Below are 21,655 nucleotides of genomic sequence, written 5' to 3'. Positions count from 1 at the left end.
AGAAATAAAAATTATAAAATATGCGTAAGCACATCAATAGAATATTAACCGTTGCAACAACATGTATAGCAACACTTGGGTATGCACAAAGCAAACAGAATGATACTTTAAATACAGGTGTTATAGACGTTGTTAAACCATACGCGCCATCAATTTCCGATGCGTTTAAAGTAAAAGAAGCACCAACTTTAGACGATGCGACTACCGAAACTAAAAAAGAAATTAAATATAATATTTTTTCTTTTCCAGTAGCGTCAACCTTTACACCTTCAAAAGGTAAGGCGGCAGTTGTAGAAAAAGCAAAACCTGTAAAATTGTTTGATAATTACGCAACACTTGGTGTGGGTAGTTATACTACTATTTTAGGTGAAGTATATTTAAATCATGCCATAAGTCGAAATGAAAGTGTTGGTGGCTATGTAAGTCATCATTCTTCTGGAGGAAATATCGAGGGTGTAGAATTTGATGATGGATTTTCAGATTCAAAAATAAACGTGAATTATGCGAGTCGTATGCGCGATATGGCCTGGAATGTAGAAGGGGGTTTTCAATACTCAAACTACAATTGGTATGGTGTTCCAAACTCTCAAGTGGTTTTTGCGCAAGACGATAATATAAATGTTGGTCACGCATTTTATAATGCACATGTGGGAGGAGATATTAGTTTTGAAGATACTTACATCAACTCTGGAAGTGTATTGTTTAGACGTTTTGCTGATAATCAAAGTTCAGGAGAAAATCGTTTTATAGCAAAAGGGAAAGTAGATGTTCCTGTTAATGGAGAAGAGATTTCTACGGAAGTAAAAATTGATTATTTAGGTGGTGGTTTTAGTAACCTATATTCTGGTTTAGAAAGTATCGATTATGGTAATTTTCAGGTTGGTATTATGCCAAGCTACCAACTTATTAGAGACGATTTAACATTAAATCTTGGAGTTTCGGCCTATTATTTAAATGATACTGAAAGCGGATCAAACAACTTCTATATCTATCCAAATATTACAGCAACCTATAGAGTGGTTAGCGATGTGGTAATTGCTTATGGAGGTATTCAAGGTGATTTAGAGCAGAATTCTTATTACGATTTTGCTACCGAAAACCCATTTGTTTCTCCAACATTATTCATTACACCAACAGATAAACAATACAATGCGTATGTTGGTTTAAAAGGAAAACTTTCTAGTACTATGAGTTATAACGTTAACGGAAGTTATGAATCGAGCCAAAACAGAGCCTTATTTATATCTAACGAAATTACACGTTCTGGTGACGATTATACCTATGGAAACTCGTTTGGAGTTGTTTACGATGATATTAATACTTTTGGAGTTTCAGGTGAAATAAATGTTGATATTAACCGAAACTTTAACTTAGGTTTAAAAGCCGAATATTTTAGCTATTCTAGCGATACCGAAGCCGAAGCATGGAATTTACCAGATGTAAAAGGATCTATGTTTTTAGATTATCAAATTAATCAAAACTGGTTTGCAGGAGCTAATTTATTTTACACAGGCGAACGTAAAGATCAATTTTTCTTAACGACATCAACACCACAAACTGTTACTTTAGATAGTTATTTTGATGCTAACGCGCATGTTGGTTATCACGTAACAGAGCAAATTTCGGTATTTGCCAAAGCAAACAATATAGCCAATAATAATTACGAACGTTGGCAAAATACACCCGTTCAGGCTATTCAGTTTTTAGCAGGAGCAACATTTAAATTCGATTTTTAATATCCATTTTTGATGTTTCCGCGAAAGTGCGAAATGTTTTAAAACTATAATATTTAGAAAAGCTAAGGTTTCATTTTTGGAATTTTAGCTTTTTTTTATTGAATAAAAAGCAGATGTTAAAGTTTACGAGGTCGATTGTGATACGTTCTAATGTCGCTATGACAAAAACATTTAAAGAAGCATAATCGTTAGTCATTTCGACGTAAGGAGAAATCATATAAAGCTCAATGTTAGAATAGGCTTATGTGGTTTAAAATATTGAGTTAAACAACACCATAACTATTCAAAATGCGTCAATTGAGCCAAATAATCAAAATGTTCACCTTCTTTTATAATCTCGCATTTAAGGCCAACCGTTTCACAAGCCAATTTTAAAGTTTCAAAATCTAGGTATAACCATTTCATTGGGATTTCTTCCTCATTTTTATAAGATAGAAAATAATCTAATTCACCATAGTAGTTCGAGTTAGTATCCATCCAATAACCACCATCTTCATCTTGATACATGTATTTGATATCCGATGAATCCATTAAAATTTGTCCACCAGAATTAAGCAACCCTTTCAGGTGAGTTAAGTATTTTGAAACTTGAGATAACTCTTGAAAAATTCCGGTACCATTCATTAATAATAAAATGGTATCAAACGTTTCAGTTTCATCTAAAATATTTTTTATTTCAGCATTTACAACACCACGAAGTTTAGCAACTTCAATGGCGCCTTTAGAAACGTCGATAGCTTTAACTTTTTTATTGTTTTTTTGTAAATACAAACTATGGCTTCCTGAGCCACAACCAACATCTAAAATGTCTCCTTTTGCTAGTTTTAAAGCTTTTTGCTCTAGCTTCGGCATTTCTTCGAATTGGCGAAATAGATAAGGAATTGGCAAGGCATCATCATCAGAAATACTTGTAGATGTTATAATGTCTTCAGTATAGTTTCCGTTTTGGTAATCTAATAAGGCTTGTCCGAAAAGGTCTTTCATAAATAATACTTTGTTTATTCCTTTGAAAAAAAGGAAATCTCATTTTATTTCTACGCAAGTATAAATCTCGTAAATTATACTATTTTTGCGCCATGCAAGACATTATTAACAATCTTCCAAAGCAGGCCAAAGATAAGCATAACGAGAATAAAAAATTCTTCACAAAGCTAAAAAAGAAGCCGCCTAAAAATTTAGATTACGTTATGCAGGATTTGCATGAACAAGAGTTTAAACGTACCGATTGTTTGGGGTGCGCTAACTGTTGTAAAACCACTGGGCCGTTATTTACAGATAAAGATGTAGATAGAATTGCTAAGCATTTTAGAATGAAAACACAGCAATTTATATCGAAGTTTTTACGTGTAGATGATGAGAATGATTATGTTTTACAAAGTGTGCCGTGTACCTTTTTAGGAGCCGATAATTATTGCTCTATTTACGATGTGCGTCCAAAAGCGTGCCGTGAGTTTCCACATACAGATAGAAGTAAGTTTCAACAAATTTCGCATCTTACTTTAAAAAACGTGGCTATTTGTCCGGCTGCATTTAATATTGTAGAAGAAATGAAAAAGCGCATTAAGGTTTAGTTTTGAAGTCTGGTTGCTATTTTACTAGGCTTGGTATAATAACTTTTTTACTATATTGTAAAACAAAAACAACCACTCTTGCAAACATTTCTAAACTATTTCGAGACCATACCATCATCACACCGCAGTATAATTTTAGTTGGAGGCTTGGCCTTTTTCTGGCTTTTAGAAGGTGCGGTACCATTATTTAAATTCAATTATAAAAAGTGGGAGCATGCAGCTCCAAATATTTTTTTTACTTTAACTACAGTCGTTATTAATTTTGCCTTAGCTTTTTTACTGCTAAACTCGGCCGACTGGGTAATGGCTAACGATTTTGGAATTTTAAACTGGTTACCAGAAATGCCGCTATGGTTGTACATTATTCTAGGTGTATTTCTAATGGACTTTTTTGGAGCCTATTTAGCGCATTTTGTAGAGCATAAAGTACCTATGTTATGGATGGTGCATTTGGTGCATCATTCCGATCATAAAGTCGATACAACTACGGCTAATAGACACCATCCTTTGGAAAGTGTTATTCGTTTTATGTTCACGCTATTGGGGGTTTTTGTTATTGGTGCTCCAATTGGTATTGTTATGTTGTATCAATCGATGTCTTTGGTGGCTACGCAGTTTACACATGCTAATATTAAGTTACCCAAAAGTGTCGATAAAATAATGAGTTATGTATTGGTGTCGCCCGATATGCATAAGGTGCACCACCACTATATGTTGCCTTATACGGACTCTAATTACGGAAATATATTTTCGGTTTGGGATAGATTATTAGGTACTTATATGGATTTTGATCGTGAGAAGTTAATTTATGGCGTTGATGTTTTTCCAGATGAAAAAGCTAACGGAAACATAAAAGAACTCTTAAAACAGCCTTTTAAAAAATATGAAAGACCAACTATAATTTCTGAGAAAGACTAATCCTTTTTTATGTTGAAACATTTCAAGATTGATATTCAGGGGCATCGTGGTTGTCGCGGTTTGTTACCCGAAAATAGTATGCCGGCATTTTTTAAAGCATTAGATTTAGGTGTGGACACTTTAGAGTTGGATGTGGCAGTTTCTAAAGATAAAATAGTTGTTGTTAGTCATGAGCCTTATATGAATCCTGTGATTTGTTTAGACACTAAAGGTGACACTATTTTAGATGAAGACGCTAAGAAGTATAATTTGTATCAAATGACTTTAAATGATATTCAACAATTTGATTGTGGTTCTAAATATCATCCTAAATTCCCAAATCAGGAAAAAGTAAAAACATACAAACCATCTTTATCTGAAGTTTTAAAAGAAACTAAAATAATAAACCCGGCAATAAAATTCAATATTGAAATAAAATCAGATGCGGAGTATTATGACGTTTTTACTCCAAAACCTAAAGAATTTGTAGCATTAGTTTTAGATGTTCTAAATGAAAACAACGCTTGTAACGAAACCAATTTGCAAAGTTTCGATTTACAGATTTTAGAAGAAATAAAAATTCAATCTCCTAAAATGGAGGTTGCCCTTTTGGTAGAAGACAATGAAATTATTATAGAGAAACTTAATAAAATGAGTTATTCGCCAGCTATTATAAGCCCGTATTACAAGTTGCTAAATAAAGAAATAGTTAGTGATTTAAAAATTAGAGGTTTTAAAGTGATACCATGGACGGTTAACACCGAAAAGGATATAAAGCTCATGATAGACTATAATGTAAACGGAATTATTACCGATTACCCTGATAGGCTCATCAACATATTAAAACAATAGGTTTAAGGTTTACTCGTACATTAAATACTTCGAACGTGTTTTAGCAAAGGCATCTAAACCTGTTTTCCAAGTTGCTTTAATTTGATTAGCGCTTAATCCAGATTCAATTTGTTGTTGTAATTTTTTTGTTCCGGCGAGTTTCGTGAAAAACGAATTGAAGAACTCTGCCTTATTTCCCGTATTGTTGTAAGCTTTTATCAGCCAATTTAAATTAAGAGTATTTTGGTTTTCGGCTTCGGTTAAGTTTTTCCCATAACATAATTTATTTTCATATTTTGGATGCTTAGCACCATGATTGGGTTGCGGTGTAAACTGAAAAGAAAACTGAGTTTTATTTAAAAACGGACTCCCAAAAATCTGAAATTGCGTTTCCGTTCCACGACCAGCACTTACGTTTGTGCCTTCAAAAAAGCAAAGGCTAGGGTAAAGGTTTATCGATTTGTCGTTTGGTAAATTCGGGCTAGGTTTTATAGGTAAACTATATTCTAGGTTATGGTTATAGTTTTTCACGGGAATAACGTGTAAATCACAAGTGATACTTTGGTTTAGCCATTTTTCACCGTTAATCATTTTTGCATATTCTCCAATCGTCATGCCATGTACAGTTGGAATAGGATGCATCCCCACGAAACTTTTATGAGCTGTTTCTAAAATAGGGCCATCAAAATAATGTCCGTTAGGGTTCGGTCTATCTAAAATTAAAACAGGGATGTTCTGTTCAGCACAAGCTTCCATTACATAATGTAAGCTCGAAATGTAAGTATAAAAACGAGCACCAACATCTTGAATGTCAAAAATAACTAGGTCTAAGTTTTTTAATTGTTCTACCGAAGGTTTTTTGTTTTTTCCGTAGAGGGAAACTATAGGTAAGTTGGTTTTTATATCTATACCATCTTTAATAACCTCGCCGGCATCTGCTGTGCCTCTAAAGCCATGTTCTGGTGCAAAAACCGTTTTAATGTCAACGTTTAAGGCAAGTAGGGAATCTACTAAATGTGTATTGGTTTCTCCTTTAAAAATAACACTAGTTTGGTTGGCAACAATACCAACACGTTTGTCTTGGAGTATAGGTAAATAAAGAGCCGTTTGGTTGGCACCAACAGTGATGTTTTTTTTTGTTTCAGTTTGTTTTGGGCTCTCCTTATCTAAAAGCGTTAAGCTTTTCGACTTCGATTTCGTGACATTCCCACAAGAAATCATTACTAAAACAAATAATAAAACAGTATTTTTGAAAACATTTAATAGCATAATAAATTTTGAATTACGAGTTTTTTTTAGCCAAACGCATTATTGGTAGTAAAGCGTATAAAAGTAGTGTATCGGCACCAATAATAAAAATTGGTATTGCCGCTATTGCTATTGGTATTGTGGTCATGATGATTGCGATTGCTACAGGTATTGGTTTACAACAAAAAATTCGTGATAAAGTGGTTGCTTTCAATGGCCATGTTACCATTAGTAATTTCGATAGTAACAACTCACAAGAAAGTATCGTGCCAATCTCTAAAAATCAGGAGTTTTATCCAGAGTTTAAAGAGGTTGATGGTATAAAGCACGTACAAGCCGTAGCAACAAAATTCGGAATCATTAGAACAGAAACCGATTTCGAAGGTGCTGTTTTTAAAGGTGTCGGTCAAGATTTCGATTGGAGCTACTTTCAAGAATTTCTTATAGAAGGCAAACTACCAAGTTTTACCAAAAAATGGAGTGAAGAGGTTTTAATCTCACAATACTTAGCCGATAGATTAGGATTTAAAGTAGGTGAAAAGTTTCAAATGGTTTTCGCAAAAAACGATACTGAAAAAGCACCAAATATTATAACATTCAATATCGTGGGTATTTATAATTCCGGTTTTCAAGAATTAGACCAACAATACTTAATAGGGAATATTCGCCACATACAACGTATTAATAATTGGGAAGAAGATCAAATAGGGAACTTCGAAGTTTTTATTTCCGATTATTCACAACTCGATCAAAAAGGAATCGAAATTTATCAAAACACACCATCTACGCTCAACACTATCACGGTAAGCAATAAATACAGTTCCATTTTTGAGTGGATAAAAATATTCGACAAAAATATTTACGGCATTATCGGGATCATGATTCTAGTAGCAGGTATAAACATGATTACTGCGCTACTGGTTTTAATACTCGAGCGCACACAAATGATAGGGATTTTAAAAGCCCTAGGAAGTAACAATTGGAGCATCCGTAAACTTTTTCTATACAATGCATCTTACCTTATTTTACTTGGTTTATTCTGGGGTAATTTACTCGGTTTAGGGCTGCTGTTTGCACAAAAATATTTTAAACTGTTTCCGCTCGATCCAAGTGTGTATTACGTTTCCGAAGCCCCAGTATATATAAGTTTAAGTTATATAGTTGCTCTTAATATTGGTACGCTTATTTTATGTTTACTCATGCTTTTAATACCATCGTATATTATCACGAAAATATCGCCGGTAAAAGCCATTCGATTCCAATAAAATTTAATTTTTCGGGCGCTACCACAAGGGTCGGGCTTTCACTACTCGCTCCCTCCTAAGGTCGGGGAGCTCAAACAGGCCGTTCAATCCCTAGCGCATCATCAGCTAAGGTTTTGTTTCTTATTAGGCTTTGTATAGTTTGCTAGTGTTACTTATTGTTTTCGATATCACTAATATGGTGCTCTAAAGCCTTAACTGAAATTTGAATTTCAATAATTAAAAGCGATAACGAAGCTATTAACAAAAGTAGCGCCAAGCCAAATACCCAAACAGCAATAGCATTTTGCTGAATGTATATTAAAAACATAGTCATAACACATAATAGTAAACTCGAAATGCCGAAAATTTGCATACTTCGCGTTAAGTACAAACGCTTTTTTATATTCTGTATTTGTGCCATCAATACACTATCTTTTTTCTCAGTATACTTATCGTGCAAGTTTCTAATAGTTGCAGCGTAAGCTAAAAACCTATTGGTATATGCTAACATAATTAAGGAAATAGCCGAAAATAAAAGAGCAGGAGTAGTAAGCGTAAGTTGTTCCATAATGTAGTTTTATACTAGATTGCAAAGTTAATAATTTAATTAATCCTCAAGATTATTACCTCGTTGTGTTTTACTTTAATAGAATTCAATTTTTAATTTCATTTGGAAATTTTAAACTGGTATTCTATCTTTAAAAAATGCAAGAAGATTTTCTACACTACATCTGGAAATTCAAGAAATTTCAAACTCAAAGTTTAAAAACAGAAGCAAATCAATCTATAACTATTACTTCTGTAGGGCAACATAACTTTAATTCTGGTCCCGACTTTTTTAATGCAAAACTTACTATTGGCGAGCAACTTTGGGCGGGTAATGTAGAAATTCATATAAAATCATCCGATTGGTATTTGCACAATCACGAACAAGATCCAGCTTACGATGGTGTTATTCTACACGTAGTTTGGGAGCATGATACCGAGATTTTTAGAAAAGATAATACGCCTATTCCAACATTAGTGTTGCGCGATTATATCGATTTTACACTTTTAAACAATTATAAAAAGCTTTTTGCAAAACAAAACACATGGATTAATTGTGAAAATGATTTTGTTAGTACTAACGATTTTGTTTTAACCAATTGGCTAGAGCGTTTATATTTTGAACGGCTAGAACGGAAAGCTGATGCCATTGAACTGCTTTTGCAAGAATCTAAAAACGATTGGGAAGCAGTACTTTTTAAAATGCTTGCCAAAAACTTTGGACTAAAAGTAAACGGAGATGCTTTTTTTAGTTTAGCGCAATCGGTCGATTTTTCGGTGGTTAGAAAATCGCAATCTAATTTGCAAAGTTTAGAAGCCTTGCTGTTTGGACAAGCTAATTTATTGTCAGAATCTGTGGAAGATGCTTACTTTATAAGTTTATCAAAAGAATATAGTTTTTTAAAACAGAAGTTTCAGCTTAAAGAAAATCAAGTATTGCCGTTACAATTTTTTAGATTACGACCGCCAAATTTTCCAACCATACGGTTATCTCAATTGGCAAACCTATATCACGAGTATCAAAATTTATTCTCTAAAGTGATAGAAATAGATAAGCTCGAAGATTTTTATAAGCTGTTTAATGTTTCAACTTCCGAGTTTTGGAAAACACATTATACTTTTCAAAAATCATCTAAACCTTCAACCAAAGTTATTACAAAGGCTTTCACAGATTTACTATTAATAAACACTATTCTTCCTTTAAAATTCTGTTATGCTAAACAAAAAGGACAAGATATAGATGGCTCTATTTTAAAGATAGCTTCAGAAATCAATTCAGAAAAAAATAGTATTATCGATGCTTTTAATAAACTAAAAAAAGTGTCTAAATCGGCCTTTCAATCACAATCGCTTATTCAATTAAAAACAGAGTATTGCGATAAAAATAAATGTTTACAATGTGCCGTTGGAAATTCACTTTTAACGAAATAGTTATTGTTTTTCTAAGGATTTCAATATTTGACAGGGTATTGTTATTAATATTAAGAAAGCGTTAAATATTTCAACCTAATAGCTTTTAAACAAAAAAAGGAATCCTTAAATTGCAAGCATGAACAATATCTATAAACCCTTATTGTTTTTTCAGAAGCATGGTTATTACGTGTGTCAACGTATTGCCGATCGTTTTGGTATTCGTGCTAAAGTGGTGCGTACCTCCTTTATGTATGTAACGTTTGTAACGGTTGGTTTTGGCTTTGCTTTGTATTTATTTCTTGCTTTTTGGATGCGTATAAAAGATTTAATTTACACAAAACGCTCTTCGGTTTTCGACCTATAACTTATGAATCCATTAATAAGAATTTTTAGAACTAAAATATATACAGCCATATTTTTGCTGGTTCTTATTCTACTCGTTGGCGTGTTTGGTTACATGATGATATCGGATTATACCGCTATCGATGCACTTTACATGACGGTTATTACGGTAACCACTGTTGGTTTTGGAGAGGTTGTACCACTGGATAATAATTCCAAAATATTTACTATTTTTTTAATTTTAACTAGTATTGTAATTGTTGGTTACGCTCTATCTACCATTACCGAGTATATTTTAAGCAAAGACCACATTGAAGAATTAAAACAGAAAAAGATGCAAAAAAAAATTGATACGTTTGCCAATCATGTTATTATTTGCGGTTATGGAAGGAATGGAAAGCAGGCGGCTGTAAAATTGGCTGCGCACAACCGATCTTATGTTATTGTTGAGAAGAACAAAGAAATGATTGAGAAGTTGGAGTTAGACGGTGCACCTTATGTAATAGGTAACGCTAATGAAGATGAAACGCTTGTGCAGGCTGGTGTAGATCGAGCAAGTTGTTTTATATCTGCTTTACCTAGTGATGCTGATAATCTATTTGTAGTACTTTCGGCTAGACAAATTAACCCCAAAATTAATATAATAAGTCGTGCATCTCAAGAGTCGTCTTATAGTAAGTTGAAGTTTGCAGGAGCTAATAATGTTATTTTACCAGATAAAATTGGTGGAGATCATATGGCATCTTTAGTTGTGGTTCCTGGACTTATGGAGTTTATTGATAACTTATCTATTGTCGGGAAATCGAATATAAATATAGAAGAAGTAGCTGTAGAGAAATTACATAGTAATAATAAAGTTAAAACCATTCGTGATTTAGATTTACGTCGAAAAACGGGTTGTACCGTAATTGGCTATAAAGATGAAAATGGAGAATATATTGTTAACCCAGAAGCAGAATTAGAATTGGCTAAAAATTCTAAAATTATTGTTTTGGGACGTCCAGAACAAATAGAAGCATTAAATACAGAGTATAATATAGAGTAGTAATCATACGATTTTAGCGGTATTTTTTTTAAAATACCGTTTTTTTTTAGCATCTTGCTACTTTTTTGTGTCATTCTATAAGGGAATGAACTAGTTTTTTGAAATTTAATTAACCAACATAATATCTTATGAAGAAATATCTTCTTTCAATTTTTACATTAATAGCACCTTTTTTAACATTTGCACAAGAGACAGCCGAGCTAGGTATCGATCAGCAAATAGACCAGGCATTTAAACCGATTTCAGATTTTTTCTCAAACGTTATTTTCTTTCAAGTATTCGGTACGCCATTTGTTTTAATTCTTTTAGTAGTAAGTGCATTGTTTTTTACTATTTATTTCGGTTTTCCAAACATTAGATATTTTGGTAAAGCCATTAAAACCGTAAGAGGTAAGTATGAAGATATCGAAAAGCATGGCGCCAAAGAACTTTATGGTGAAGGTGGTGTTGCTCAAGGTGTAGATATTAATACTGTAGATGATATTGAAGAGCACCTCGTTAATGTTGAAAATGATTTAGCAGTAGATGGTGATATTGTTGATACTATTAGAGACGAAAGTAGTGAAGGAGAAGTAAGCCACTTTCAAGCATTGGCAACTGCAGTATCTGGTACCGTTGGTAATGGTAATATTGCAGGTGTAGCATTAGCGATTGCACTTGGTGGTCCAGGAGCTACCTTTTGGATGATTATTTGTGGTTTGTTAGGGATGTCTACAAAATTTGTAGAGTGTACTTTAGGCGTGCAATATAGAGATGTTGGAGAAGATGGTACGGTTTACGGAGGACCAATGTATTACTTAAAGAAAGGTTTAAAGGAACGCGGTTTTGCGAAACTCGGAAAAGTAGCAGCGGTTGTGTTTGCTATCTTTTGTATTGGAGGTTCTTTTGGTGGTGGTAACGCTGCACAATCTAACCAAGCTACAATTGTAATAAAAGATTTATTAGGATTAGAAAGTACAGGAGCAGGATTCTGGATTGGAGTTATATTGGCTTTTACTGTAGGTATCATTATTATTGGTGGTATTAAGCGTATTGCTTCGGTTACAGAAAAAGTGGTGCCTTTTATGGCATTATTATACATTATATGTTGTTTATACATTATTTTAAGTAATTTCACACTTATTGATGATGCTGTAGGTTTAATTTTTCAAGAAGCATTTAATCCAAAAGCAATTGGTGTTGGAGGGTTTATAGGTGTGTTATTAGTTGGTTTCAAGCGTGCTGCCTTTTCAAACGAAGCAGGAGCAGGATCTGCATCTATTGCTCATTCAGCGGTGAGAACAAAATATTCAGCTAGTGAAGGTTTGGTTGCCTTATTAGAGCCATTTATTGATACGGTTGTAATTTGTACAATGACGGCTTTAGTTATTATCATTTTTAACTTTGGTGGTTTCTTTGAGTATGGAGATGTTACAGGGCAAGGTGTTGCAATTATCAACGGCGAATCTTATGAGGGAGCAGGTATTACTGCAAAAGCCTTTGCAGAGTATATTCCTTATTCTAATGTGTTTTTAACTGTAGCAGTTGTACTGTTTGCGGTTTCAACTATGATCTCTTGGTCGTATTACGGATTACAATCTTGGAAGTTTTTATTTGGAAGAGGTAAAGCTGCAGATTTAACTTATAAAATATTATTTTTAACTTTCGTAATTATTGGAGCTGCTGCTAGTATGAAATCTATTTGGGATTTCTCAGATGCTATGATATTTGCAATGGTATTCCCGAATATGATTGGTCTTTACTTCTTATTCCCAGTTGTTAAAAAACAATTAAATAGATATTTAGGAGCTATAAAACTTAAAAAGGACGCGTTAGAAAACTAAAATCTAAAACTTTTATATATGAAATCCCATGTCACGTTTTCTAAAAACCAAAGGCATGGGATTTTTTTATTGTCTTTACTTATTATTGTGCTACAATGTGTTTACTTTTTTGTTGATTTTTCCGGTAAAGATATTGAAACTAACGATATGGAATTAGCGAAGTTTACCAAAGAAATAGATTCGCTTAAAGCTATAGAGTTAGAAGCCCGTAAACCAAAAATATTCCCTTTCAATCCTAATTTTATTACAGACTACAAAGGCGCTACTTTGGGTATGAGTAATCAAGAAATAGACAGGCTTCTTAATTTTAGAAAACAAGATCAGTGGATAAACTCATCCAAACAATTTCAAGAAGTTACTCAAGTATCAGATTCTTTATTAAAAAGAATCTCTCCGTATTTTAAATTCCCAGCATGGGTTACCAATCCTAAAACGGTTAAATCATTCTATAATAATTCATATAAAACCAAACCCAAAACGTTTGCTCAAAAGAAAGATTTGAATACAGCTACGGCTAAACAACTTCAAGCAGTGAATGGTATTGGAGAGGCTTTTTCAAAACGAATTATCAAATTCAGAAATAAATTTAAAGGCGGTTTTATAGCCGATGTGCAATTGCAAGATGTTTATGGCCTAACGCCAGAAGTTATTCAGAAATTACTATTGGATTTTACGGTAAAAACACCAAGACAAATTGAAAAAATAAATTTAAACACAGCATCGGTAGATCAATTGGTTACCGTGCAGCATATTGATTACGATTTGGCGCACCATATTATCGAGCAGCGTAACCTACGAGAAGGTTTTAGTTCCTTTTCAGAATTACTAAAAGTAAAAGACTTCCCAGTAAATAAAATCGGTATAATTGAATTATATTTGCAGATTGACAACACAAACTAATGAATAGCATGTATTTCACAGAAGAACACCAACTTTTTAGGAAAAGCCTTCAAGATTTTTTGCAAAAAGAAGTTGTTCCACATATTGAAAAGTGGGAGCAAACGGGTCTAATAGATCGTTTTATTTGGAAAAAAATTGGTGATATGGGATTCTTCGGAATTAAATATCCTGAAGCTTATGGTGGTTTAGATTTAGATTTATTCTACACTGTAATTCTGCTCGAAGAACTTCAAAAAATAAATTCAGGTGGTTTTGCTGCTGCTATTTGGGCGCATACTTATTTAGCTATGACGCATTTGAATGCAGAAGGAGACGAGGCAATAAAACAAAAATATTTAGTGCCAAGTATTACTGGAGATAAAATAGGATGTTTGTGTATTAGTGAACCTTTCGGCGGAAGTGATGTTGCAGGTATGCGCACCACTGCTGTTAAAAAAGGTGATAAATATATTATCAATGGTTCAAAAACATTTATTACAAATGGCGTTTTAAGCGATTACTTAGTAGTTGCGGCCAAAACAAGTCCAGAATTAGGTAATAAAGGCATTAGTATATTTGTTGTAGATCGTGAAACCAAAGGTTTATCTGCAACTAAACTTAACAAACTAGGATGGCGAGCATCCGATACAGGAGAAATAGCTTTTGATAATGTAGAAATCCCAGCAAATCAAATATTAGGCGAAGCAGATAAAGGTTTTGCATACATTATGCAGCACTTTGCTTTAGAGCGTTTAATAATGGGGATAAATGGCCATGCTCGTGCAGAATTTGCGCTAGAATATGCTTTAAAATATATGAGCGAGCGTCAAGCCTTCGGTCGTACTATCGATAAATTCCAAGCCTTACGCCATACCATTGCTGATTTATATACCGATATGGAAATGTGTAAAACATTTAACTACGCCGTAGCATATCGATTAAATAAGGGGGAATACGTAGTGAAAGAAGCTACCATGTCTAAGTTAAGGTCTACTAAAATGGCCGATGATGTTATTTATCAATGTTTACAATTTCTAGGAGGTTATGGCTACATGGAAGATTATCCAATGGCAAGACTCTTGCGCGATAGTCGTTTAGGACCAATTGGTGGAGGAACATCAGAAATTTTGCGAGAAATTCTAGCGAAAATTATTATCGACAAAAAAGAATACAAAGAAGCAACATAATTTATTTGGGCAAATTGCGCCTATTATAATTGTGTTTTTTAAATATAGAAAGCTTAATTTAAGGTGTAGTTTCTATTAAAACACAATGAGGTTTCGGCGCAAACACGCTTTCCGCTATATCTTTTTTGAGTATAATAAGGTTCAGTTTTATTAATACACTAAGCGAACATTTCAATTTTTCACATTAATTTATGTTTAGGTAAAGCATAAACAAGGATGCCGCATCAATCGTTTTTGCAGGCAAATCTGCTTTCTGAGTGCTAAAAGATAGCGTGTGGTATATCTGCATAAAACAATTCAAAAAAAATATTTTAAATTTTAATTATTATTTAGAAATTATTATATATTTGCACCCTGAAAATTCTAAAAGAGAGGAGGTTAAGACACTATGTTAATAATACCAGTTAAAGAAGGAGAAAATATAGATAGAGCGTTAAAGCGTTACAAACGAAAGTTTGTAAAAACAACGGTAAAAAACCAGTTAAACACGCGTAAGCAATTCAACAAACCTTCTATTGTACGTAGAGCTCAGGTTCAAAAAGCTCAATACATCCAAGGATTAAGAGACGCAGAAGAAGTATAGTTTCTGTTCTTTATAATATTAAATCCCGCAATTTGCGGGATTTTTTTTGTTTAAAAAAGTATCACGACATCAAGATGTTATGACGTTTATGTTCTTTTTTTGATGTTAAATCTTACTTTTTTATTTGTGTTTCACTTCGAAGTGATGAAAAAACATTGTATATTTAAAAACAAATCATACCCCAAAATACATGTCTTTTCAATCCTTTACCGATTATCTCCTACTGGAAAAGAATTATTCGGTATTGACTGTAAATGCGTATCAAGCAGATTTAAAAGCCTTTTCAAAATATATAGAAAAAGAATTTGAAGATGATTCTATCAAAAATGTAAACTATTCACAAATTCGTAGCTGGATTGTTTCTTTAGTAGAAAGTGGTATTTCCAATAGAAGTATAAACCGAAAAATTTCATCATTAAATACCTATTATAAATTTCTTTTAAAGGTAGGAGATCTTCAATTAAACCCATTAGCAAAACATCGCGCACTAAAAACAAGTAAAAAAATACAAGTACCATTTTCTGAAACCGAAATAGCAAACGTGTTAAACGAATTGAATTTCGGTACCGACTTTGAGAGCTTGCGTAATAAACTCATTATAGAGCTGTTTTATTCAACAGGCATTCGTAGAATAGAATTAGTGGAGTTGGAGCTGTCTCGATTTGATATAAGTAATAAAACACTTAAGGTTAAAGGGAAGCGAAATAAGGAGCGTATTATACCATTGTTACCATCGGTTATCGAAACCTGTAAAAGCTATTTAAAGGCTCGAAATGAGTTAGAAGTACTCGTAGATTCTAATAGGTTGTTTTTAACCCAAAAAGGTGTTAAAATATATGAAACACTTGTTTACAGAGTAATTAATGAGTATTTTAGTTTAGCATCTTCGAAGGTTAAAAAGAGCCCACATATACTACGGCATTCTTTTGCGACACATTTGTTAAACCAAGGTGCAGACTTAAATGCTGTTAAAGAGCTTCTTGGTCATTCAAGTTTAGCGGCAACACAAGTTTATACACATAATAGTATAGCCGAATTAAAAAAGGTGCATGTTAACGCGCACCCTAGGAGTAAAAAATAAAGTAAACTAAGCTGAAGTTTTTAATTTCAACTTTAATAATTGTTTAACCAAAAAAAACACAAGTATGAAAGTAAACACCCAATCCGTAAATTTTAACGCAGATCAAAAATTGATAGATTTTATCCAAAAACGAATGGACAAATTAGATTTGTTTTATGATAAGGTAATTAAATCGGATGTTTTTTTAAAGTTAGAAAACACCAGTGATAAAGAAAATAAAGTATTTGAAGCACGAGTAAGTGTACCAGGCGATAGTTTTGTAGTAAAAAAACAATGTAAAAGTTTTGAGGAAGGTGCAGATATGGCCATAGCATCATTAGAACGTCAATTAAAAAAACGAAAAGAAAAATTAAGAGCACATTTATAATATTTAGAACGATTTAATAGAAACAGCTTTGTTTTAGTAGGAAAAGAATGGGATGTATTGTTATTACTAAGGTGATCCTGATTTGTGAGGATGAAAAATGAATCTAAAACAGGTGTTTTTTCATAGGATTTAAAAATAGTTTTAAATCCTATGAAAAATTTATTGAAAAAATGTTTTGAATATTTAAATAAATCTATACATTTGCAGTCCGTTAGAAATAGCGGACTTTTTTTATGTGTAAAAAAAGAAAAAAGCCGATGTAGCTCAGCTGGCTAGAGCAGCTGATTTGTAATCAGCAGGTCGTGGGTTCGAGTCCCTCCATCGGCTCTTTTAAAATTTAAATTCTAATTATTTAGAAATAAGAGTTTTAGATTGAAATATTGAATTTAGGGGAGATACTCAAGCGGCCAACGAGGGCAGACTGTAAATCTGCTGACTACGTCTTCGCAGGTTCGAATCCTGCTCTCCCCACAATTTTTAAGGATTAAGCGATTAATCTAGAAAGTTTATTGAAATATTGATAATACCCTTTAAAGATTTTTGAATCTATAAAAAAGAATTCTACTTTTGTGGAAATTCTAAATCTAGATTTGAAATTTTTAATTAATGCGAGAGTAGCTCAGTTGGTAGAGCGTCAGCCTTCCAAGCTGAATGTCGCCGGTTCGAACCCGGTCTCTCGCTCAAAGTTCCTGCGAAATCAGGAATCTCTTCTTTTAAAAAATCTTTTTTTAAGGTAGATTGAAAGAATAGGGAATAAAAACTTTACGCCGGTGTAGCTCAGGGGTAGAGCGTTTCCTTGGTAAGGAAGAGGTCACGAGTTCAATTCTCGTCATTGGCTCTAAAGAAAAAATTAGAATACACTAATATTATTATATAACAAAGATTAAAATCATTTTAAAAACATGGCAAAGGCAACTTTTGATCGTTCAAAACCACACTTAAACATTGGTACAATTGGACACGTAGATCACGGTAAAACAACTTTAACTGCTGCTATTACTAAAGTATTAGCTGATGCAGGTTATTCTGAAGCAAAATCATTTGATCAAATTGATAATGCTCCTGAAGAAAAAGAAAGAGGTATAACAATTAATACATCTCACGTAGAGTATGCAACATTAAACCGTCATTACGCTCACGTTGACTGTCCAGGTCACGCGGATTACGTAAAGAACATGGTAACTGGTGCTGCACAAATGGATGGTGCTATCTTAGTAGTTGCGGCTACAGATGGTCCAATGCCACAAACTCGTGAGCACATCTTATTAGGACGTCAGGTAGGTATTCCTCGTATCGTTGTATTCATGAACAAAGTGGATATGGTTGATGATGAAGAATTAATCGAATTAGTAGACATGGAAGTTAGAGATTTATTATCTTTCTATGAGTACGATGGAGATAACGGACCTGTAATCGCTGGTTCTGCTTTAGGTGCACTTAACGGTGAACAAAAGTGGGTTGATACTGTATTAGAATTAATGCAAGCTTGTGATGACTGGATCGAAGAGCCATTAAGAGAAGTTGATAAAGATTTCTTAATGCCTATCGAGGATGTATTCTCTATTACTGGTCGTGGTACTGTTGCTACTGGTCGTATTGAAACTGGTATTGCAAATACAGGAGATCCTGTAGAAATCATTGGTATGGGTGCTGAGAAATTAACATCTACTATCACAGGTATCGAAATGTTCCGTCAAATATTAGATAGAGGTGAAGCTGGAGATAACGCTGGTATCTTATTAAGAGGTATTGAGAAATCTCAAATCTCTAGAGGTATGGTAATCGTTAAGCCAGGGTCTGTAACACCACACTCTAAATTTAAGGCTGAGGTTTATATCCTTAAGAAAGAAGAAGGTGGACGTCACACTCCATTCCATAATAACTACCGTCCTCAGTTCTACGTACGTACAACTGATGTAACTGGAAACATTGCGCTTCCTGATGGTGTTGAAATGGTTATGCCAGGAGACAACTTAACTATTACTGTTGAATTGATTAACACAATTGCAATGAACGTAGGTTTACGTTTCGCTATCCGTGAAGGTGGTAGAACAGTTGGTGCTGGTCAGGTAACTGAAATTTTAGACTAATATAGTCCAAAGCATATAAAGAAGTTGAGGTATTCCTTTTTGGAATACCTTGACTTTATTTACGGGCGTAGCTCAGTTGGTAGAGCACTGGTCTCCAAAACCAGGTGTCGGGAGTTCGAGTCTCTCCGCCCGTGCAAAATATTAGAGATTAATAAATCTCAATGAAGTGTTTACACTAAGCATCTTTTTAGGTGTTGTAAAAAAAAGTAAAAATGGCTGGATTTGTAAATTATATAAAAGAATCATTTGGAGAACTTAAAAACAATGTAAGTTGGCCAACATGGGCAGAAGCTCAAAGTTTAACTATTTTGGTTGCTGTGTTTTCAATTATATTCTCTCTTGCAATATGGGGAGTAGATACAGTATTTAGTAATGTTATATCATTTTACTTTGATCTAATTAAATAAAAAAAAATTATGTCTGAAGTAAGTGAGAAAAAATGGTACGTAGTTCGTGCTGTAAGTGGTCAAGAGAACAAAATTAAGACATATATCGAGAATGAAATTGCTCGTTTAGGTCTTACTGATTATGTAGACCAAGTATTAGTACCTACAGAACGCGTTATTCAAATCCGTAACGGAAAAAAAATCCATAAAGAAAAAGTATTCTTCCCAGGATACATTATGGTACAAGCAAATTTAACAGGTGAAGTTCCTCATATTATTCGTTCAGTAACAAATGTTATTGGGTTTTTGGGTGAAACAAAAGGAGGAGATCCTGTGCCATTGAGACAGTCTGAAGTAAACAGAATGTTAGGTAAGGTTGATGAGTTGGCTGTTGAAGAAAGTTCTGTAGTAGCAATACCATACACAAAAGGAGAAACTGTTAAAGTAATTGACGGTCCTTTTAATGGATTTGATGGAACTATCGAAAACATAAATGAAGAAAAGCGTAAGCTTGAAGTAATGGTAAAAATCTTCGGAAGAAAAACACCATTAGAGTTAAGCTATATGCAAGTTGAAAAAGTATAACAGTGTTACATTAAGATAGATTAAACTTCTCGCTTCCAAAAGAGAGGTTTTTTCGAATTAAATTATTAAAAATGGCAAAAGAATTAAGTAAAGTAGTTAAGTTACAAGTTCGGGGAGGTGCTGCGAATCCGTCGCCACCGGTTGGACCCGCTTTAGGAGCCGCTGGTGTTAACATCATGGAGTTCTGTAAGCAATTCAATGCTAGAACCCAAGATAAAGCTGGTAAAGTATTACCAGTTGTTATATCTGTTTACAAAGACAAATCATTTGACTTTGTAATTAAAACTCCTCCAGCAGCAGTCCAGTTAATGGAAGCAGCTAAGTTGAAGAAGGGTTCTGGAGAGCCAAACCGTAAAAAAGTAGCTAAAGTATCTTGGGATCAGGTTAAAACTATCGCTGAAGATAAAATGGTAGATTTAAATGCATTTACTATTGAGTCTGCAATGAAAATGATAGCTGGAACTGCAAGATCAATGGGAATAACTGTAACAGGGCAATTCCCTAATTAATCTATTAAAGACATTAGAAAATGGCAAGATTAACAAAAAAGCAAAAAGAGGCTTTAGCAAAAATTGAAAAAGGGAAAGTTTATTCTCTTAATGAAGCATCTGCATTAGTAAAAGAAATTTCTAATACAAAGTTTGATGCATCAGTTGACTTAGCAGTACGTTTAGGAGTAGATCCACGTAAAGCTAACCAGATGGTGAGAGGTGTTGTTTCACTTCCTCATGGTACTGGTAAAGATGTAAAAGTATTAGCATTAGTAACACCAGATAAAGAAGCCGAAGCAAAAGAAGCTGGAGCTGATTACGTAGGTTTAGACGAGTATCTTGATAAAATCAAGAGCGGTTGGACAGACGTTGATGTAATTATCACTATGCCAAGTGTTATGGGTAAATTAGGTCCTTTAGGACGTGTATTAGGCCCACGTGGTTTAATGCCTAACCCAAAAACAGGTACAGTAACTATGGATGTAGCAAAAGCTGTAACAGAAGTAAAAGCTGGTAAAATTGACTTTAAAGTTGATAAAACTGGTATTGTACACGCTGCTATTGGTAAAGCATCTTTTAGTGCTGATAAAATTGCAGGTAATGCAAATGAATTATTAACAACTTTAATGAAACTAAAACCAACAGCTTCTAAAGGTGTTTATGTAAAGAGCATATTTATGTCTTCTACAATGAGCCCAAGTATCGCGGTTGATCCTAAAATTGGTTAATTAAGTTAAAACTTTTATTATGACAAGAGAAGAAAAATCACAAGTAATTGAGGAGTTAACTGCAGAATTAGCCAACAATGCAAATATCTATTTAGCTGATATTTCAGGATTAAATGCAGATACTACTTCAAATTTACGTCGTGCTTGTTTTAAAGCAAACGTAAAATTAGCAGTTGTTAAAAATACATTACTTGAGAAAGCAATGGAAGCATCTGAAAGAGATTTCGGAAACCTTCCTTCTGTATTAAAAGGAAATACATCTGTGATGTATTCTGAAACAGGTAACGTACCAGCGAAGCTTATTAAAACATTCCGTAAGAAATCTGATAAGCCTTTATTAAAAGGTGCATTTATTGAGGAAGCTGTTTATATTGGCGATGATCAATTAGACATGTTAGTTGATATCAAGTCTAAAGAAGAGTTATTAGGAGAGATTGTTGGATTATTACAATCACCTGCTAAAAACGTTATTTCAGCACTTAAATCAGGTGGTGGGACAATAGCTGGACTTATAAAAACACTTTCTGAGAGATCAGAGTAGTATTAAATAGTACGCACTTTATTACATTATATTATTATTAA

General features: G+C 33.6%; 23 protein-coding genes and 5 tRNA genes. 25 read left to right on the top strand and 3 right to left on the bottom strand.

Annotation, left to right across the window (positions count from 1 at the left end; translation table 11 throughout):
- The first annotated feature begins 20 nt into the window (after positions 1 to 20).
- Positions 21 to 1,736: a TonB-dependent receptor gene (locus tag DFQ06_RS18955; protein WP_133969398.1), complete on the top strand. Its 1,716-nt coding sequence runs from the start codon at positions 21 to 23 to the stop codon at positions 1,734 to 1,736.
- Positions 1,737 to 2,015: 279 nt separating this feature from the next.
- Here DFQ06_RS18955 and DFQ06_RS18950 read toward each other — a convergent pair whose 3' ends face one another.
- Positions 2,016 to 2,720, bottom strand: a complete 705-nt coding sequence (locus tag DFQ06_RS18950; RefSeq protein ID WP_074939935.1) for a class I SAM-dependent methyltransferase — start codon at positions 2,718 to 2,720, stop codon at positions 2,016 to 2,018.
- 92 nt (positions 2,721 to 2,812) lie between these two features.
- Between DFQ06_RS18950 and DFQ06_RS18945 the strand changes: the two genes are divergently transcribed.
- The 3 genes from DFQ06_RS18945 (at position 2,813) to DFQ06_RS18935 (ending at position 5,056) form a co-directional block, all read left to right on the top strand.
- A complete protein-coding gene (locus DFQ06_RS18945) occupies positions 2,813 to 3,307 on the top strand; it encodes a YkgJ family cysteine cluster protein (protein ID WP_133969396.1) in 495 nt (164 codons plus the stop codon).
- A 78-nt stretch (positions 3,308 to 3,385) separates the two neighbouring features.
- On the top strand, positions 3,386 to 4,225 hold the full coding sequence (locus tag DFQ06_RS18940) for a sterol desaturase family protein (protein ID WP_074939944.1): 840 nt from the start codon (positions 3,386 to 3,388) through the stop codon (positions 4,223 to 4,225).
- A gap of 9 nt (positions 4,226 to 4,234) precedes the next feature.
- Positions 4,235 to 5,056, top strand: a complete 822-nt coding sequence (locus DFQ06_RS18935) for a glycerophosphodiester phosphodiesterase family protein (protein ID WP_133969394.1) — start codon at positions 4,235 to 4,237, stop codon at positions 5,054 to 5,056.
- A gap of 9 nt (positions 5,057 to 5,065) precedes the next feature.
- Here DFQ06_RS18935 and DFQ06_RS18930 read toward each other — a convergent pair whose 3' ends face one another.
- Positions 5,066 to 6,304, bottom strand: a complete 1,239-nt coding sequence (locus tag DFQ06_RS18930; RefSeq protein ID WP_133969392.1) for an exo-beta-N-acetylmuramidase NamZ family protein — start codon at positions 6,302 to 6,304, stop codon at positions 5,066 to 5,068.
- A gap of 8 nt (positions 6,305 to 6,312) precedes the next feature.
- On the opposite strand from DFQ06_RS18930, the gene DFQ06_RS18925 reads away from it, so the two are divergent.
- Positions 6,313 to 7,548, top strand: coding sequence for an ABC transporter permease (locus DFQ06_RS18925; protein WP_133969390.1), 1,236 nt, complete (start codon positions 6,313 to 6,315; stop codon positions 7,546 to 7,548).
- Between the two features lie 148 nt (positions 7,549 to 7,696).
- Here DFQ06_RS18925 and DFQ06_RS18920 read toward each other — a convergent pair whose 3' ends face one another.
- The gene (locus DFQ06_RS18920; protein ID WP_133969388.1) at positions 7,697 to 8,095 is read right to left on the bottom strand and encodes a DUF2721 domain-containing protein; all 399 of its coding nucleotides are present in this window, start codon (positions 8,093 to 8,095) and stop codon (positions 7,697 to 7,699) included.
- A 137-nt stretch (positions 8,096 to 8,232) separates the two neighbouring features.
- Here DFQ06_RS18920 and DFQ06_RS18915 point away from each other — a divergent pair, with 137 nt between their 5' ends.
- The 20 genes from DFQ06_RS18915 (at position 8,233) to rplJ (ending at position 21,614) form a co-directional block, all read left to right on the top strand.
- Positions 8,233 to 9,504: a DUF2851 family protein gene (locus DFQ06_RS18915; protein WP_042499312.1), complete on the top strand. Its 1,272-nt coding sequence runs from the start codon at positions 8,233 to 8,235 to the stop codon at positions 9,502 to 9,504.
- 118 nt (positions 9,505 to 9,622) lie between these two features.
- Positions 9,623 to 9,850 (top strand): PspC domain-containing protein, encoded by a 228-nt coding sequence (locus tag DFQ06_RS18910; RefSeq protein WP_042499311.1) that lies wholly within the window; start codon positions 9,623 to 9,625, stop codon positions 9,848 to 9,850.
- Between the two features lie 3 nt (positions 9,851 to 9,853).
- On the top strand, positions 9,854 to 10,873 hold the full coding sequence (locus DFQ06_RS18905) for a potassium channel family protein (RefSeq protein ID WP_042505916.1): 1,020 nt from the start codon (positions 9,854 to 9,856) through the stop codon (positions 10,871 to 10,873).
- A gap of 128 nt (positions 10,874 to 11,001) precedes the next feature.
- The gene (locus DFQ06_RS18900; protein WP_042499309.1) at positions 11,002 to 12,696 is read left to right on the top strand and encodes an alanine/glycine:cation symporter family protein; all 1,695 of its coding nucleotides are present in this window, start codon (positions 11,002 to 11,004) and stop codon (positions 12,694 to 12,696) included.
- A gap of 18 nt (positions 12,697 to 12,714) precedes the next feature.
- Positions 12,715 to 13,596, top strand: coding sequence for a ComEA family DNA-binding protein (locus tag DFQ06_RS18895; protein WP_133969386.1), 882 nt, complete (start codon positions 12,715 to 12,717; stop codon positions 13,594 to 13,596).
- Positions 13,596 to 14,762 (top strand): acyl-CoA dehydrogenase family protein, encoded by a 1,167-nt coding sequence (locus DFQ06_RS18890; protein ID WP_074939972.1) that lies wholly within the window; start codon positions 13,596 to 13,598, stop codon positions 14,760 to 14,762. The genes DFQ06_RS18895 and DFQ06_RS18890 overlap by 1 nt, the downstream gene beginning before the upstream one ends.
- Positions 14,763 to 15,150: 388 nt before the next feature.
- Complete coding sequence (rpsU, locus tag DFQ06_RS18885; RefSeq protein WP_042499307.1) at positions 15,151 to 15,345, top strand: 30S ribosomal protein S21; 195 nt, start codon at positions 15,151 to 15,153, stop codon at positions 15,343 to 15,345.
- A 190-nt stretch (positions 15,346 to 15,535) separates the two neighbouring features.
- Positions 15,536 to 16,426 (top strand): tyrosine-type recombinase/integrase, encoded by an 891-nt coding sequence (locus DFQ06_RS18880; RefSeq protein ID WP_133969384.1) that lies wholly within the window; start codon positions 15,536 to 15,538, stop codon positions 16,424 to 16,426.
- 64 nt (positions 16,427 to 16,490) lie between these two features.
- Positions 16,491 to 16,793, top strand: coding sequence for a ribosome hibernation-promoting factor, HPF/YfiA family (hpf, locus tag DFQ06_RS18875; RefSeq protein WP_042499303.1), 303 nt, complete (start codon positions 16,491 to 16,493; stop codon positions 16,791 to 16,793).
- Between the two features lie 253 nt (positions 16,794 to 17,046).
- Positions 17,047 to 17,120, top strand: a tRNA-Thr gene (locus DFQ06_RS18870).
- A 62-nt stretch (positions 17,121 to 17,182) separates the two neighbouring features.
- Positions 17,183 to 17,264: transfer RNA gene (locus DFQ06_RS18865), tRNA-Tyr, on the top strand.
- A gap of 137 nt (positions 17,265 to 17,401) precedes the next feature.
- Positions 17,402 to 17,474, top strand: a tRNA-Gly gene (locus tag DFQ06_RS18860).
- Positions 17,475 to 17,559: 85 nt separating this feature from the next.
- A tRNA-Thr gene (locus DFQ06_RS18855) sits at positions 17,560 to 17,631 on the top strand.
- A 64-nt stretch (positions 17,632 to 17,695) separates the two neighbouring features.
- Positions 17,696 to 18,883, top strand: a complete 1,188-nt coding sequence (gene tuf / locus DFQ06_RS18850; RefSeq protein WP_042499301.1) for an elongation factor Tu — start codon at positions 17,696 to 17,698, stop codon at positions 18,881 to 18,883.
- A gap of 61 nt (positions 18,884 to 18,944) precedes the next feature.
- Positions 18,945 to 19,017: transfer RNA gene (locus tag DFQ06_RS18845), tRNA-Trp, on the top strand.
- Between the two features lie 78 nt (positions 19,018 to 19,095).
- On the top strand, positions 19,096 to 19,290 hold the full coding sequence (secE, locus tag DFQ06_RS18840; RefSeq protein WP_042499298.1) for a preprotein translocase subunit SecE: 195 nt from the start codon (positions 19,096 to 19,098) through the stop codon (positions 19,288 to 19,290).
- 9 nt (positions 19,291 to 19,299) lie between these two features.
- Entirely contained in the window at positions 19,300 to 19,854 is a 555-nt protein-coding gene (gene nusG / locus DFQ06_RS18835; protein ID WP_042499296.1) for a transcription termination/antitermination protein NusG, read from the top strand.
- 71 nt (positions 19,855 to 19,925) lie between these two features.
- A complete protein-coding gene (gene rplK / locus DFQ06_RS18830; protein WP_042505915.1) occupies positions 19,926 to 20,363 on the top strand; it encodes a 50S ribosomal protein L11 in 438 nt (145 codons plus the stop codon).
- Positions 20,364 to 20,383: 20 nt separating this feature from the next.
- On the top strand, positions 20,384 to 21,073 hold the full coding sequence (gene rplA, locus DFQ06_RS18825) for a 50S ribosomal protein L1 (protein ID WP_042499291.1): 690 nt from the start codon (positions 20,384 to 20,386) through the stop codon (positions 21,071 to 21,073).
- A gap of 19 nt (positions 21,074 to 21,092) precedes the next feature.
- Positions 21,093 to 21,614 (top strand): 50S ribosomal protein L10, encoded by a 522-nt coding sequence (gene rplJ, locus DFQ06_RS18820; protein WP_042499289.1) that lies wholly within the window; start codon positions 21,093 to 21,095, stop codon positions 21,612 to 21,614.
- Positions 21,615 to 21,655: the final 41 nt, after the last annotated feature.

The sequence above is a fragment of the Algibacter lectus genome, assembly GCF_004368925.1.
Lineage (GTDB): Bacteria > Bacteroidota > Bacteroidia > Flavobacteriales > Flavobacteriaceae > Algibacter > Algibacter lectus.
This window is presented reverse-complemented; position numbering and strand designations above follow the sequence as displayed.